Source organism: Pseudomonas sp. SWRI99 (assembly GCF_014270125.1).
Classification (GTDB): Bacteria; Pseudomonadota; Gammaproteobacteria; order Pseudomonadales; family Pseudomonadaceae; genus Aquipseudomonas; species Aquipseudomonas hamedanensis.
Genome location: NZ_JABWQR010000016.1, coordinates 84,326 through 97,926, shown reverse-complemented (window position 1 = coordinate 97,926; position 13,601 = coordinate 84,326). Strand labels below are relative to the sequence as shown.

The following is a 13,601-nucleotide window of genomic DNA, read 5'->3' as shown; positions in this document are numbered from 1 at the left end:
CGCGAGGGCTGGCGATAGTCGTTCAGCGCAGGTTCAGCGACGAACCGGGCGCTTCTGCAGTTTGCGCTGCAAGGTGCGGCGATGCATGCCCAGCGCGCGGGCCGTGGCGGAGATGTTGCCTTCATGCTCGGTGAGCACGCGCTGGATGTGTTCCCACTGGAGGCGATCGACCGACATCGGGTTTTCCGGCACCAGACTGTCGAGGTCGGCGTGTTCGGAGAGCAACGCGGCCAGCACGTCGTCGGCATCGGCCGGTTTGCACAGGTAATTGCAGGCGCCGCGCTTGATCGCCTCGACCGCAGTGGCAATGCTCGAATAACCGGTGAGAATCACCACGCGCATTTCCGGATCAAGTTCCAGCAGCTTGGGTAGCAGGACAAGTCCGGAGTCGCCGTCCATTTTCAGGTCCAGCGCGGCGTAATCAGGCAGGTCGGCCTGGGCAATGGTCAGGCCTTCTTCGGCGGAACCGGCAGTGCTGACGCGAAAGCCACGGCGGGCCATGGCGCGGGCCATGACGCGGGTGAAGGTCGCGTCGTCGTCGACCAGCAGCAGGTGCGGCAGTTCTTCGCCTTCGACTTGGATTTCGTCACTCATGTTGGTCTCCTCGGGCGCCGTGGGGCAGGCGCAGCTCGGTGAGCGTGCCGCCTTCCTCATGACTATAGAGTTTCACTGAGCCGCCGGCGCGTGTCACGCTGGCCTTGCTCAAAAACAGGCCCAGGCCGAAACCTTTGCCCTTGGTGGTAAAAAACGGTTTGCCGATTTGCTCGGCAATGGCCAGCGGCACACCGGCGCCGTGGTCGCGGATACTGATGGTCAGGGTTTCCGAATCCCAGTCGAGCGTAACCTGCAGATTCTCCGGGCAAGCATCGGCGGCGTTGTTCAATAGATTCAGCAAGGCCTGGGTCAGATCCGGCGGCGGCGCCATGCGCGGCACGGTGCCCTGACCGAGACGCTGGAAGCGGTAACTGGCCTCCGGGCGCATCAAGTGCCAGCGGTTCAGCGCTTCGTCGAGCCAGTCAGTCACGTCCTGCATTTCCACAGCCAGACGTCGGTTGGCCTCGGCGGCGCGGACCAGTTGCTGCAAGGTTTCCTTGCACAGCTTGACCTGATCCTGCAGCACTTTCAGATCGTCCTGCAGCAGCGGGTCCGGGTGGTCCTGCTGCATTTCCTTGAGCAACACGCTCATGGTCGCCAGCGGCGTACCCAGCTCATGCGCCGCACCGGCGGCCTGGGTCGCAACGGCAAGCAACTGCTGATCACGCAGACCTTCCTCACGACGAATCGCGCGCAATTCTTCCTGCCGGCGCAGCTCTTCGGCCATGCGCGCGGCGAAAAACGTGATCACCGCAGCGGCCAGCGCGAAGCTCAGCCACATGCCATAGATCTGCAGATTCTCACGGGCGACCGGCAAGGTTTCCAGTGGGTAAAACCGCGTCAGCATCACGGTGTACAACGCCAGCGCGATACCCGACAGGATCACCGAATAACGCCACGGCAGCGTCACCGCCGCGATGGTCAGCGGCACCAGATAATAAGAAACGAAGGGATTGGTCGAACCGCCGGAGAAATACAGCAGCGCGCTGTGGATCACCAGATCGCAGGCCAGTTGCAGCGCGTATTCAAGCTCAGTCACCGGCCACGACGTGCGCAGTCGCACGGCGGTGAACGCGCACAGCAGAATCGAACAGCCCAGGGTCATCGCCAGTTGCACCCACGGCAACGGCAACAATTGCAGCCAGTAGGCCAGGCCCACGGACCCGGCCTGCGCGGCGAGCACCAGGGTGCGGATGAAAGTCAGCCGCCAGAGATTCTGGCGAGTGGCGGAAGTCAGTTGTACGGGGGCGAGCATGAGCTCTCCTGATGAGCGCTCCAGGCGGATCGCACGGAGTATAACCAAGGCGCGGGGGTCAGAGGCGAAAGTGCGGCAAACGACCACAGGCCTTCCCGGTCAACCGGGTTAGCGCGCAGCAACCTGTGGCGAGGGAGCTTGCTCCCGCTGGACTGCGCAGCAGGCCCAAACTCGGCAACGTGGCCCGATCGAAATTTGCGGAAACAGGTTTTACGACTGCTGCGCAGCCGAGCGGGAGCAAGCTCCCTCGCCACAAAAGCACTGCCGAGCAAGAGCAAGCTCCCTCGCCACAAAAGCACTGCCGCCCTACCAGGCTGATCTGTATAGAAGTTGTAACTGGGCGAACCGGATCATAAAAGCTAGAGTCTGATGGTTCACGCAGGCCCGACCCGACACCTGCGCCTCATTCAAGGAGCCTTCATGCACACCTTTCGCCGCAGCGCCGCCCTCCTCGCCCTGACCGTCGGCAGCGTCGCCAGCCTTCCGGCCCTGGCCACCGATGAGCTGCATTACAACCAGATTTCCCTGCGCGCCGAAGTCAGCCAGGAAGTGGCCCGTGACCAGATGATCGTGACGCTCTACACCGAAGAGCAAAACACCGACCCGGCCAAACTCGCCGCCGCCATCAGCACCACCATGAACAAGGCAACCGCCCAGGCCAAGCAAGTCAAAGACATCACCCTGCGCACCGGCAGCCGCAACAGCTACCCGATCTACGACACCAAGGGTCAGAAAATCACTGGCTGGCGCGAACGCGCCGAACTGCGCCTGGAAAGCACCGACTTCGCCGCCCTGTCCAAACTCACCGGCGAGCTGCTGACCGACCTGAAAATGGGCGGCATGGACTTCGCCATCGCCGACCCGACCCGCAAGGCCAGCGAAGACCAGTTGCTCAAAGAAGCCGTCACCGCCTTCAAGGCCCGCGCGCAACTGGCCACCGATGCTTTGGGCGGCAAGGGCTACAAAATCATCAACCTGAACCTCAACAGCAACGGTTATCCACAACCCTACCTGCGCGCGCCGATGATGATGAAAGCCGCCGCCATGGATTCCGCACCGGTCACTCCGGAAGTTGAAGCCGGCACCAGTCAGGTGAGCATGACTGCTGATGGCTCTATTGAAGTGTTGATGCAGTGATTTGAGTTTGGCTGAATGAAGGACCGGCAATCAGTAGATGGTTGCCGGTTTTTTTGTGCCTGGGATTTGTAGTGAATGATCCACCGCTTTCGCTGGCAAGCCAGCTCCCACAGGTTTTGTAGCATTTTGAAAATCGCATATACCCCTGTGGGAGCGGGCTTGCCCGCGAAAAACGATAACGCGGTGGCCCTGACTGATTACGTACGCGGATCAACCCGATCCAGCGCCCGATTCACCGCCAGCTCCGCCAGCATGATGATCTGCTGAATCGCCAGCGCCGTATTGCGCTGCGGACGACCAAGCTGATCGGCGAAATCGCTCGCCAGCGTGTTGGCTGAAGCGAGGGATTCACAGGCATGGGCCAGCAAGCTTTCGGTGTCGATGTCTGGCTGGATCACAAACATTGTGCTGGGTGGATGGGGCTTGCTGGGTGGAGGGCAGAGATAGAAATCGAGGGCACGCTTTATGGCTTCGCGGTTTTTCGCTTGATCGTCGGCACGCAGCGCGGCTTCGAGGGGGGTTGGGGTTTGTTCGGGTGGGTCGGGGACTGGTTTGGTCATGCGCTTCACCTATGAGGTTGAGCCATCTCGATGCCGTTTCTCACACGGCGAAGAGGTGGCAGCTTTGTGCGGGGTGAGAAAACCGGTCATAGGCACCCGGCCGGACATAAGCCCGCCCGCACAGAGCCGCCATAACGCACTTGCATGCAGCGGACTTGCTGGCGGCAATTATGCGGGGCTGGGCACTGAATGACTATGAATGTCGGGTTCTCACACCCGATCGCTGAACAACCAACGACGCCCCAAGCCTAGAGAGCGGACGTCCGACGGACAACCTGAAAACCTTGTGGGAAGGTTCGGGTAATTTCGCATCGGATTTAAACAATCCCAAGTCATCGGTTGCCTGAAAGGGCCTCATCGCGAGCAGGCTCGCTCCTACATGGGATCGAGTACATCCCCAAAATCAGGTCGGCTGTCAGGCCGCCTTCGCGAGCAGGCTCGCTCCCCCAGAAAAGCAAAGCAGCGCAGCTGCCCGCGGCAAAGCCGCCCCACTCAACAATGAGCGTTAGCTCGAGTACCGCTCTTGATCTTGATCCACGGGCGACGTCGGAAGGCTGAGCGCAGGGATTGATCCGGGCGTGGGAGCGCAGCGACCGTTCGACGAAGTCGAACACAGCGGTAGGAGGTGCAGCGAAGCAAACCGGAAACGCTGCGCCCGGATCAATCCCGCAGCGAAGGAACCCGAGCCTGCGAGGGCCGAACGCAGGAGCAAGCCTTTTCGGTTACCTTTTCGGCGTTTGGAAAAGGTGACTCGCCGTAAGGGCGAAACCGCCAGCCGCACTACCGCAAAAAACGGATATTCACCCCAAACCCCAAAAGCATGGCCGGCCCAAAGGCCGCCAAGCCCCAAAGGTGCCACCAATCGAAACACCCAGTTGCACCAAGTAAAACTCACCAATCCCGCGCCCCAAACCACCCCACCCCAGCCAACCCCGGAAACCCCTCAAGCCCGCCCCTACCCAACGGTATAAATAAGTAACACCAAGCCCCAGCCCAGCGCACACAACGTGACCAGCGCACCACTTTGGTGCCACGAATGCACCGCAAAAACCACCCGCAAACGGTCAAATGCGTCAAAAGTTATACGGATGCGACATTAAGGTACGTTCGTGCCACCGTTTAACGCCGCCGACCGCTCTGGATCTTGCATTGGGTATGGGGCCTGCATAAGTATCCGCAGGCACGACTCACGAGGTCGTACCTCACAACTAAAAAATGACAACAAATCATGAGGCCAACATGCTTAAACACGCGGTCATTCCGTTTCTAGTCGGCGCAGGCTTGTTAGCCTCCGCACCCTTCGCAACCGCTGCGACTAACCTGGTGTTCTGCTCCGAAGGGAGCCCGGCCGGATTCGACCCAGGCCAGTACACCACCGGAACCGACTTCGACGCCTCAGCCGAAACCATGTTCAACCGCCTGACCCAGTTCGAGCGCGGCGGCACCGCCGTGATTCCTGGCTTGGCGACCAAATGGGACATTTCCGACGATGGCCTGACTTACACCTTCCACCTGCGCGAAGGCGTCAAGTTCCACACCACCCCGTATTTCAAGCCGACTCGTGAATTCAACGCCGACGACGTGCTGTTTACGTTCAACCGCATGATCAACAAGGACGACCCGTTCCGTAAGGCGTACCCGACCGAATTCCCGTACTTCACCGACATGGGGATGGACACCAACATCACCAAGATCGATAAAGTCGACGACCACACCGTCAAGTTCACCCTGAAAGAAGTCGACGCCGCGTTCATCCAGAACCTGGCCATGAGCTTCGCCTCGGTGCAGTCCGCCGAATACGCTGCCCAGTTGCTCAAGGATGGCAAAGCCGCCGACATCAACCAGAAGCCGATCGGCACTGGCCCGTTCGTGTTCAAGAGCTACCAGAAAGACTCGAACATCCGTTACACCGGCAACAAGGATTACTGGAAGCCGGATGACGTGAAGATCGACAACCTGATCTTCGCCATCACCACCGACCCGTCGGTGCGCATCCAGAAGCTGAAGAAGAACGAGTGCCAGGTCACCCTGTTCCCGCGTCCGGCCGATCTGAAAGCGCTGAAAGAAGACAAATCGCTGAAGATGCCTGACCAAGCCGGTTTCAACCTCGGCTACATCGCCTACAACGTGATGGACAAGGTCAAGGGCAGCAACGAGCCAAACCCGCTGGCTGACCTGCGCGTACGCCAGGCGCTGGACATGGCCGTGAACAAGCCGCAGATCATCGATTCGGTTTACCAGGGCGCCGGCCAACTGGCCGTCAACGCCATGCCGCCGACCCAGTGGTCCTACGACACCACCATCAAAGACACCAAGTACGACCCTGAGAAAGCCAAACAGCTGCTCAAGGAAGCTGGCGTCAAGGAAGGCACCGAGATCGTCCTGTGGGCGATGCCGGTCCAGCGTCCGTACAACCCGAACGCCAAACTGATGGCCGAAATGCTCCAGTCCGACTGGGCCAAGATCGGTCTGAAAGTGAAGATCACCAGCTACGAATGGGGCGAGTACATCAAGCGCTCCAAAGGTGGTGAGAACCAGGCCATGATCATTGGCTGGAGCGGTGACAATGGTGACCCGGACAACTGGCTCAACGTGTTGTTCGGCTGCGACTCGCTGAGCGGCAACAACTTCTCCAAGTGGTGCGACAAGAAGTTCGACGGTCTGGTGAAAGAAGCCAAACGTACCACCGACCAGGGCAAGCGCACCGAGCTGTACAAACAGGCGCAACACGTCCTCAAAGATGCAGTTCCCATGACACCTATCGCTCACTCGACGGTGTATCAACCCATGCGCGCCAACGTGCAGGACTTCAAGATCAGCCCGTTCGGCTTGAACTCCTTCTACGGCGTCAGCGTCAGCAAATAAGGCACTGCAACGGCGACGTTTCTGACGTCGCCGTTGTTTTACCTGCCGTGAATTAGGAAATTGCCTACACCTACTTCTGTTGCAGATAACTGCATCGCATAGAACGTGTCGCCTTTTCCTACGATTATTCAGGCAATTACGCATTTACTGCCAGTAGTACGGTCCCTACCGTCGCTTACTGACCAGTGGCTGCGTGGGCTATCGGTTTTGCCGTACGTATTGGATTGAGCTCAATGTGGCCACAACGTCTCTGGATTGAGACCGCGGCGCATTGCACAACACTAAAAAAAGAGGGAGCGTCATGCGCCATACCTTGGTTTTTTCCGCATTGCTGGGCGCCGGCCTGTTGGCCGCCACGTCCGCCAGTTACGCCGCCAGCAACAGTCTGGTGTTCTGTTCCGAAGGCAGCCCGGCGGGTTTCGATACCGCGCAATACACGACGGCCACCGACAACGACGCCGCCGAACCGCTGTACAACCGCCTGGTCGAGTTTGAAAAAGGCGCGACCAATGTCGTACCCGGCCTGGCGACCCAATGGGATATTTCCGAAGATGGCCTGAAATACACCTTTCACCTGCGTGAAGGCGTGAAATTTCATACAACCCCTTACTTCAAGCCGAGCCGCGATTTCAACGCGGACGACGTACTGTTTACGTTTAATCGCATGCTCGACGCGCAGCACCCGTTCCGTAAGGCCTATCCCACCGAATTTCCGTACTTCAACGGGATGAGTCTGAACAAGAACATCGCCAAGGTCGAGAAAACCGGGCCGCTGACCGTGGAGTTCACACTCAACAGTGTTGACGCCGCGTTTATCCAGAACATCGCCATGAGCTTCGCCTCGATTCTGTCCGCCGAATACGCCGACAAACTGCTGACCGAAGGCAAACCGAGCGACATCAACCAGAAGCCGATTGGCACCGGGCCATTCGTCTTCAAGAGCTACCAGAAAGACTCGAACATCCGCTACACCGGCAACAGCGAGTATTGGGACCCGAGCCGGGTCAAGCTGAAGAACCTGATTTTCGCAATCAACACCGACGCCTCCGTACGCGTGCAGAAACTCAAGGCCAACGAGTGCCAGATCACCCTGCACCCGCGCCCTGCCGATGTTGAAGCGCTAAAGGCCGATCCGAAGCTGCAACTGATTTCCAAGCCGGGCTTCAACCTCGGCTACATCGCCTACAACGTGCGCCACAAGCCTTTCGATCAATTGGAAGTGCGTCAGGCGCTGGACATGGCGGTGAATAAACAGGGGATCCTCAACGCTGTATATCAAGGCGCCGGCCAACTGGCCGTCAACGCCATGCCACCGACCCAGTGGTCCTACGACGACACCATCAAGGACGCCGCCTACAACCCGGAAAAAGCCAAGGAGCTGCTCAAGGCTGCCGGTGTGAAAGAAGGCACCGAAATCACCCTGTGGGCGATGCCGGTGCAGCGTCCGTACAACCCGAACGCCAAACTGATGGCCGAAATGCTCCAGTCCGACTGGGCCAAAATCGGTCTGAAAGTGAAGATTGTCAGCTACGAATGGGGCGAGTACATCAAGCGCACCAAGAACGGCGAGCACGACATCAGCCTGATCGGCTGGACCGGCGACAATGGGGATCCGGACAACTGGCTAGGCACGCTGTACAGCTGCGATGCCATTGGCGGCAACAACTACTCCATGTGGTGCGATCCGGCTTACGACAAGCTGATCAAAGAAGCCAAGGTCGTCACCGATCGCGACCAGCGCACCGTGCTTTATAATCAGGCCCAGCAATTGCTTAAACAGCAAGTGCCGATCACGCCTGTGGCTCACTCGACGGTCAACCAGCCGTTAAGCGCCAAAGTCGAAGGGTTCAAAGTCAGCCCGTTCGGCCGCAACGTGTTCTCGGGTGTCAGTATCGATTAAACCAACCGATTAGCCGCAACGCTGGGGGGAGCCGTCTACTCCCCCCACGCAAGCGCTTTGCCGAAATTCGCCAATCCGGCTTTTTGCAAACGTTTGCGGTGTGTGAACGAGTTCTAAACCAATAACCGGCATACCAAAAAAAGCCGGGATAAAAAGAAAGTAAAGGAGCTTCACCCATGAAACTGAGCAGCACCGCGATACTGGCCCTGGCCATCAGCAGCATTACCGCCACGGCTTATGCGGAAACCCAAAGCCAGGCGTTCACTCCAGTGACCGTCAACGAGAAGAGCGCCCAGGCCGAAGCCACCGGTTTCCTCGAAGGGCAATCGATCAGCGGTTCGACCCGTAACTGGTACGCCAACGAACAACTCAAGCGCGGCGGCAAGTTCGCTTACCGCAAGAACGGCCAGTCCACCGAAACCGATCGCCGTATCAACTGGGTTCAAGGCACGATCGTCAAGTACAACTCGGGCTTCACCGAAGGTACTGTCGGTTTCAGCACCGAAGTGGCGGCTTACAACGCGATCGCGCTGGAGCGTGACCGCGAAAATCTCGCCGCCAACAACGGCGGTGCGCCGGGCACCCGTCCAGGCGCCGGCAACAACCGGACCCTGACCCGTGAAGGCGGTGACGCAGTAGGCCAGTGGAGCAAACTGGGCCTGGCCAACGTCAAGGCGCGCATTTCCAACACCACACTGACCGCCGGCCGCATGAACTTCAGCAGCCCGCAGGTCGATGTGATCGGTAACCGTCCGCTGCCATCGAGCTTCGAAGGTATTGCGATCCACAGCGAAGAGCTGAACAACCTGGCGTTCGACGTCGCCACCTTCGACCGCGTTTCGCCACGTACCGAAGAAAGCCTGAGCAAGTTCCGCTCCGAATACGGCGACATCAATGCCGAAGCCGATCACGTCAACACTGCCGGTATTTCCTACCAGCCGTTCGCCAGCCTGACGACCAGCCTGTGGGGCACCCAGGCCGAAGACCTGTGGAACCAATACTACTTCGGCGCCACCCATGTGCTGGGCGACAGCTCGGTGCTGAGCCTGACCACTGGCCTGAACTACTACAAAACCGTCGACGAAGGCAAAAAGCTGCTGGGCGACATCGACAACGACACCTACTCGCTGTCGTTCGGCCTGACGCATCAGGCGCATACCGTGACCTTCTCCTACCAGGAAGTGAACGGTAACGAGTACTTCGACTACCTGCACGAAACCAACGGTATCTACCTGGCCAACTCCCTGCTCTCGGACTTCAACGGCCCGAACGAGAAATCCTTCCAGGTGTCCTACGGCCTCAACATGGCCGAGTACGGCGTGCCAGGCCTGAAATTCAACATCTACCAGGCGCGCGGCTGGGGCATCGACGGCACTCACTACAAGGGTGGCGGCTACGACGGCGTGCAGGCAATGGACGGCGAGCACCACTATGAATACGGCGTGGGTGCAACCTACGCGGTACAGAGCGGCCCGCTCAAGGCCACGACCATTCGCGGCACCTACACCGCTCACCGTGCCAGCGAAAACCAGGCTGACGGCAGCATCAACGAGTTCCGTCTCGTGACCACCATCCCGTTCAACATTTTGTAAAAACGCAACCGGCGGCTGACTCATGATGAGTCGGCCGTTCGGTTTTTTGTCTTCAACCGATTGCAGAGGGTTATCGATGAAAATGCTTCCCCTACGTGCGGCCATCGCGGCTGCGTTGCTGAGCGCCGCCATGGGCGTCTCGGCCAAACCCTTGGTGGTCTGCACCGAAGCCAGTCCGGAAGGCTTCGATGTGGTCCAGTACACAACTGCAGTCACCGCCGACGCGGCGGCCGAGACCGTGTTCAACCGTCTGGTCGACTTCAAGCCAGGCACCACCGACGTGGTGCCTGCGCTGGCCGAGTCCTGGGAAATCAGCGATGACGGTCTGACCTACACGTTCCACCTGCGCAAAGGCGTCAAGTTTCACACCACCGATTATTTCAAGCCGACCCGCGAGATGAACGCCGACGACGTGCTCTGGAGCTTCCAGCGTCAACTGGACCCCAATCACCCGTGGCACAAACTGTCGAGCGTGGGCTTCCCGTACTTTGAAAGCATGGGCTTCAAGGAACTGCTGAAAAACGTGGAAAAGGTTGACGACTACACCGTCAAATTCACCCTGACCCGTCGCGAAGCGCCGTTCCTGGCCGACGTCGCCATGCCGTTCACCGCGATCTATCCGGCCGAGTACGCCGACCAGTTGCTCAAGACCAACAAGACCGGCGACCTCAACAACAAACCGATCGGCACCGGCCCGTTTGTCTTCCAGCGCTACGCCAAGGATGCGCAAGTGCGTTTCAAGGCCAACCCGGACTACTTCCGTGGCAAGCCACCGGCCGATGCGCTGATTCTGGCCATCGCCACCGACAACAACGTGCGCCTGCAGAAGCTCAAAGCCAACGAATGCCAGATCGCGCTGTATCCCAAGCCCGATGACATTCCGAGCATCAAGAAAGACAGCAAGTTGAAAGTCGACGAGTTGGACGCGATGACCGTGTCGTACATCGCCATGAACACCCAGCACAAATACATGAGCGACGTGCGCGTGCGTAAGGCCATCGACATCGCCTTCGACAAGGAAGCCTACGTCAACGCCCTGTTCGGCAAGGGCAACGCTTCGGTGGCGGTCAACCCCTACCCGCCGACCTTGCTGGGCTACAACCACGACCTGAAAAACCCGCCACGCGACCTCGACAAGGCTCGCGCCCTGCTCAAGGAAGCCGGAGTTCCGGAAGGCACCGTGTTTACCCTGTTCACCCGTAACGGCGGCGGCCCGACCAACCCCAACCCGATGCTCGGCGCGCAGATGATGCAGGCTGACCTGGCGAAAGTCGGGATCAAGATCGACATCCGCGTGATGGAATGGGGCGAGATGCTTAAACGCGCCAAGGCCGGCGAGCACGATATGGTCTCGGCCGGATGGGCCGGCGACAATGGTGACCCGGACAACTTCCTGACGCCTATGCTCAGTTGCGAGGCCGCCAAGAACGGCGAAAACTACGCACGCTGGTGCAACGAGAAATTCCAGGCACTGCTGGATGAAGCACGGGCTAAAGTAGATCCGGCCGAACGCGCCGCACTCTACGAACAGGCCCAGGTGCTGTTTAATCAGGATCAGCCATGGATCAGCATGGCCCATACTCGGATGTTTACCGCAATGCGCAATAACGTAGAGGGTTATTACATCAGCCCTCTCACCACTAATAACTTCGCCACCACCCAGGTGAAGTAGATAAGAAACGCGCGGTGGCCCTGACCCCAGGGCCACCGCGTACGCCTAACCGGCTGATGAGGTACCACACAAGATGTTTAGTTTTATTGCCCGCCGACTGGGGTTGTTGATCCCCACGTTCTTCGGCATCACCTTGCTGACTTTCGCGTTGATTCGCATGATTCCTGGCGACCCCGTGGAAGTGATGATGGGCGAACGTCGGGTCGACCCCGAAATGCACGCTCAGGCAATGGAACGCCTGGGACTGAACAAGCCGTTGTATGCCCAATATCTGGATTACATCGGCAAACTGGCTCAGGGCGACCTCGGCGAATCCCTGCGCACCCGTGAAAGCGTGTGGACCGAGTTCACCTCCCTCTTCCCGGCGACCCTGGAACTGTCCATGGCCGCCCTGCTGTTCGCCGGCATTCTGGGCCTTCTGGCCGGGGTGATTGCGGCACTCAAACGAGGCTCGCTGTTCGACCACGGGGTGATGGGCATCTCCCTGGCGGGCTATTCGATGCCGATCTTCTGGTGGGGCCTGATCCTCATCATGTTTTTCTCGGTCAGCCTGGGCTGGACCCCGGTTTCCGGCCGGATCGACCTGCTCTACGACATCGAGCCGCGCACCGGTTTCATGCTGATCGACACGCTGCTGGCCGATGACACCGGCGCGTTCTTCGACGCGCTGCATCACCTGATCCTGCCGGCCATCGTGCTCGGCACCATTCCGCTGGCGGTGATCGCGCGGATGACCCGCTCGTCGATGCTCGAAGTGCTGCGCGAGGATTACATCCGCACCGCCAAGGCCAAAGGCCTGTCGCCATCGCGCGTGGTCTTCGTGCACGGTCTGCGTAACGCGCTGATTCCGGTGCTGACCGTGGTCGGCCTGCAAGTCGGCACATTGCTGGCCGGTGCGGTCCTGACCGAAACCATCTTCTCCTGGCCCGGCATCGGCAAATGGCTGATCGAAGCCATCGGCGCCCGGGACTATCCGGTGGTGCAAAACGGCATCCTGTTAATCGCCTGCCTGGTGATTCTGGTCAACTTCGTGGTGGACATCCTCTACGGCTTTGCCAACCCACGCATCCGTCATCAGCGCTGAGGTCAATACCCATGAGCACTCCAACTTCCTCAGTAGCCACCGCCACGTCCGCCGTGGATCAAAGCCTGCTGTACCCGTCGCCGTACAAAGAATTCTGGCAGGCGTTCTCCAAGAACAAGGGCGCAGTGGCCGGCCTGCTGTTTATGCTGCTGATCGTCTTCTGCGCGATTTTCGCGCCGTGGGTCGCGCCGCATAACCCGAGCGAGCAATACCGTGACTTCCTGCTGACGCCGCCGGCGTGGCTTGAAGGCGGGCAGATGCAGTTCCTGCTCGGCACCGATGAGCTGGGCCGCGATCTGCTGTCGCGTCTGATCCAGGGTTCGCGCCTGTCGCTGCTGATCGGCTTGTCGTCGGTGGTGATGTCGCTGATCCCGGGGATCCTGCTGGGTCTGTTCGCCGGTTTCTTCCCGAAGATGATCGGCCCGACCATCATGCGTCTGATGGACATCATGCTGGCCCTGCCGTCGCTGCTGCTGGCTGTGGCGATCGTCGCCATCCTCGGCCCTGGCCTGATCAACACCGTGATCGCGATTGCCGTGGTTTCGCTGCCGTCCTATGTGCGTCTGACCCGTGCCGCCGTGATGGGCGAACTGAACCGCGACTACGTCACCGCCGCGCGCCTGGCCGGTGCCGGCTTGCCGCGTCTGATGTTCATCACCGTGCTGCCCAACTGCATGGCGCCGCTGATCGTGCAGGCGACCCTGAGCTTCTCTTCGGCGATTCTCGACGCCGCTGCTCTGGGCTTCCTCGGCCTCGGCGTACAACCGCCAACCCCGGAGTGGGGCACCATGCTGGCCTCGGCCCGCGACTACATCGAACGCGCCTGGTGGGTGGTAAGTCTGCCTGGTTTGACCATTTTGCTCAGCGTGCTGGCAATCAACTTGATGGGCGACGGCCTGCGCGATGCGCTGGACCCGAAACTCAAGAACGCCGCCTGAGGAG

10 protein-coding genes are annotated in these 13,601 nt (G+C 59.6%); 7 read left to right on the top strand and 3 right to left on the bottom strand.

Going from position 1 to position 13,601, the window contains the following annotated elements:
• Positions 1-33 precede the first annotated feature (33 nt).
• Complete coding sequence (locus HU743_RS14955) at positions 34-594, bottom strand: response regulator transcription factor (protein ID WP_003221630.1); 561 nt, start codon at positions 592-594, stop codon at positions 34-36.
• A complete protein-coding gene (locus HU743_RS14950) occupies positions 587-1,849 on the bottom strand; it encodes an ATP-binding protein (RefSeq protein ID WP_186547288.1) in 1,263 nt (420 codons plus the stop codon). The genes HU743_RS14955 and HU743_RS14950 overlap by 8 nt, the downstream gene beginning before the upstream one ends.
• A 420-nt stretch (positions 1,850-2,269) precedes the next feature.
• Here HU743_RS14950 and HU743_RS14945 point away from each other — a divergent pair, with 420 nt between their 5' ends.
• Positions 2,270-2,986 carry an SIMPL domain-containing protein gene (locus tag HU743_RS14945; protein WP_186649449.1) on the top strand — a complete coding sequence of 239 codons (717 nt, stop codon included), beginning with the start codon at positions 2,270-2,272 and terminating at the stop codon, positions 2,984-2,986.
• Positions 2,987-3,183: 197 nt separating this feature from the next.
• Here the strand turns inward: HU743_RS14945 and HU743_RS14940 are convergent, their stop codons facing one another.
• Positions 3,184-3,546 (bottom strand): DUF6124 family protein, encoded by a 363-nt coding sequence (locus HU743_RS14940; protein ID WP_186649446.1) that lies wholly within the window; start codon positions 3,544-3,546, stop codon positions 3,184-3,186.
• 1,239 nt (positions 3,547-4,785) lie between these two features.
• Here HU743_RS14940 and HU743_RS14935 point away from each other — a divergent pair.
• The 6 genes from HU743_RS14935 (at position 4,786) to HU743_RS14910 (ending at position 13,597) form a co-directional block, all read left to right on the top strand.
• Positions 4,786-6,411: an ABC transporter substrate-binding protein gene (locus HU743_RS14935; RefSeq protein ID WP_186618664.1), complete on the top strand. Its 1,626-nt coding sequence runs from the start codon at positions 4,786-4,788 to the stop codon at positions 6,409-6,411.
• 301 nt (positions 6,412-6,712) lie between these two features.
• Entirely contained in the window at positions 6,713-8,311 is a 1,599-nt protein-coding gene (locus tag HU743_RS14930; protein ID WP_186649443.1) for an ABC transporter substrate-binding protein, read from the top strand.
• A gap of 176 nt (positions 8,312-8,487) precedes the next feature.
• Positions 8,488-9,903: an OprD family porin gene (locus HU743_RS14925; protein WP_186630967.1), complete on the top strand. Its 1,416-nt coding sequence runs from the start codon at positions 8,488-8,490 to the stop codon at positions 9,901-9,903.
• Positions 9,904-9,979: 76 nt separating this feature from the next.
• Positions 9,980-11,575 (top strand): ABC transporter substrate-binding protein, encoded by a 1,596-nt coding sequence (locus HU743_RS14920; protein WP_186649441.1) that lies wholly within the window; start codon positions 9,980-9,982, stop codon positions 11,573-11,575.
• A gap of 73 nt (positions 11,576-11,648) precedes the next feature.
• Positions 11,649-12,659 (top strand): ABC transporter permease subunit, encoded by a 1,011-nt coding sequence (locus HU743_RS14915; RefSeq protein ID WP_186547295.1) that lies wholly within the window; start codon positions 11,649-11,651, stop codon positions 12,657-12,659.
• A gap of 11 nt (positions 12,660-12,670) precedes the next feature.
• On the top strand, positions 12,671-13,597 hold the full coding sequence (locus HU743_RS14910) for an ABC transporter permease subunit (protein WP_186547296.1): 927 nt from the start codon (positions 12,671-12,673) through the stop codon (positions 13,595-13,597).
• Positions 13,598-13,601 lie beyond the last annotated feature (4 nt).

Coding starts and splice junctions, on each gene's coding strand:
- HU743_RS14955 (WP_003221630.1), bottom strand. CDS start 594: ATGAGTGACGAAATCCAAGTCGAAGGCGAAGAACTGCCGCACCTGCTG.
- HU743_RS14950 (WP_186547288.1), bottom strand. CDS start 1,849: ATGCTCGCCCCCGTACAACTGACTTCCGCCACTCGCCAGAATCTCTGG.
- HU743_RS14945 (WP_186649449.1), top strand. CDS start 2,270: ATGCACACCTTTCGCCGCAGCGCCGCCCTCCTCGCCCTGACCGTCGGC.
- HU743_RS14940 (WP_186649446.1), bottom strand. CDS start 3,546: ATGACCAAACCAGTCCCCGACCCACCCGAACAAACCCCAACCCCCCTC.
- HU743_RS14935 (WP_186618664.1), top strand. CDS start 4,786: ATGCTTAAACACGCGGTCATTCCGTTTCTAGTCGGCGCAGGCTTGTTA.
- HU743_RS14930 (WP_186649443.1), top strand. CDS start 6,713: ATGCGCCATACCTTGGTTTTTTCCGCATTGCTGGGCGCCGGCCTGTTG.
- HU743_RS14925 (WP_186630967.1), top strand. CDS start 8,488: ATGAAACTGAGCAGCACCGCGATACTGGCCCTGGCCATCAGCAGCATT.
- HU743_RS14920 (WP_186649441.1), top strand. CDS start 9,980: ATGAAAATGCTTCCCCTACGTGCGGCCATCGCGGCTGCGTTGCTGAGC.
- HU743_RS14915 (WP_186547295.1), top strand. CDS start 11,649: ATGTTTAGTTTTATTGCCCGCCGACTGGGGTTGTTGATCCCCACGTTC.
- HU743_RS14910 (WP_186547296.1), top strand. CDS start 12,671: ATGAGCACTCCAACTTCCTCAGTAGCCACCGCCACGTCCGCCGTGGAT.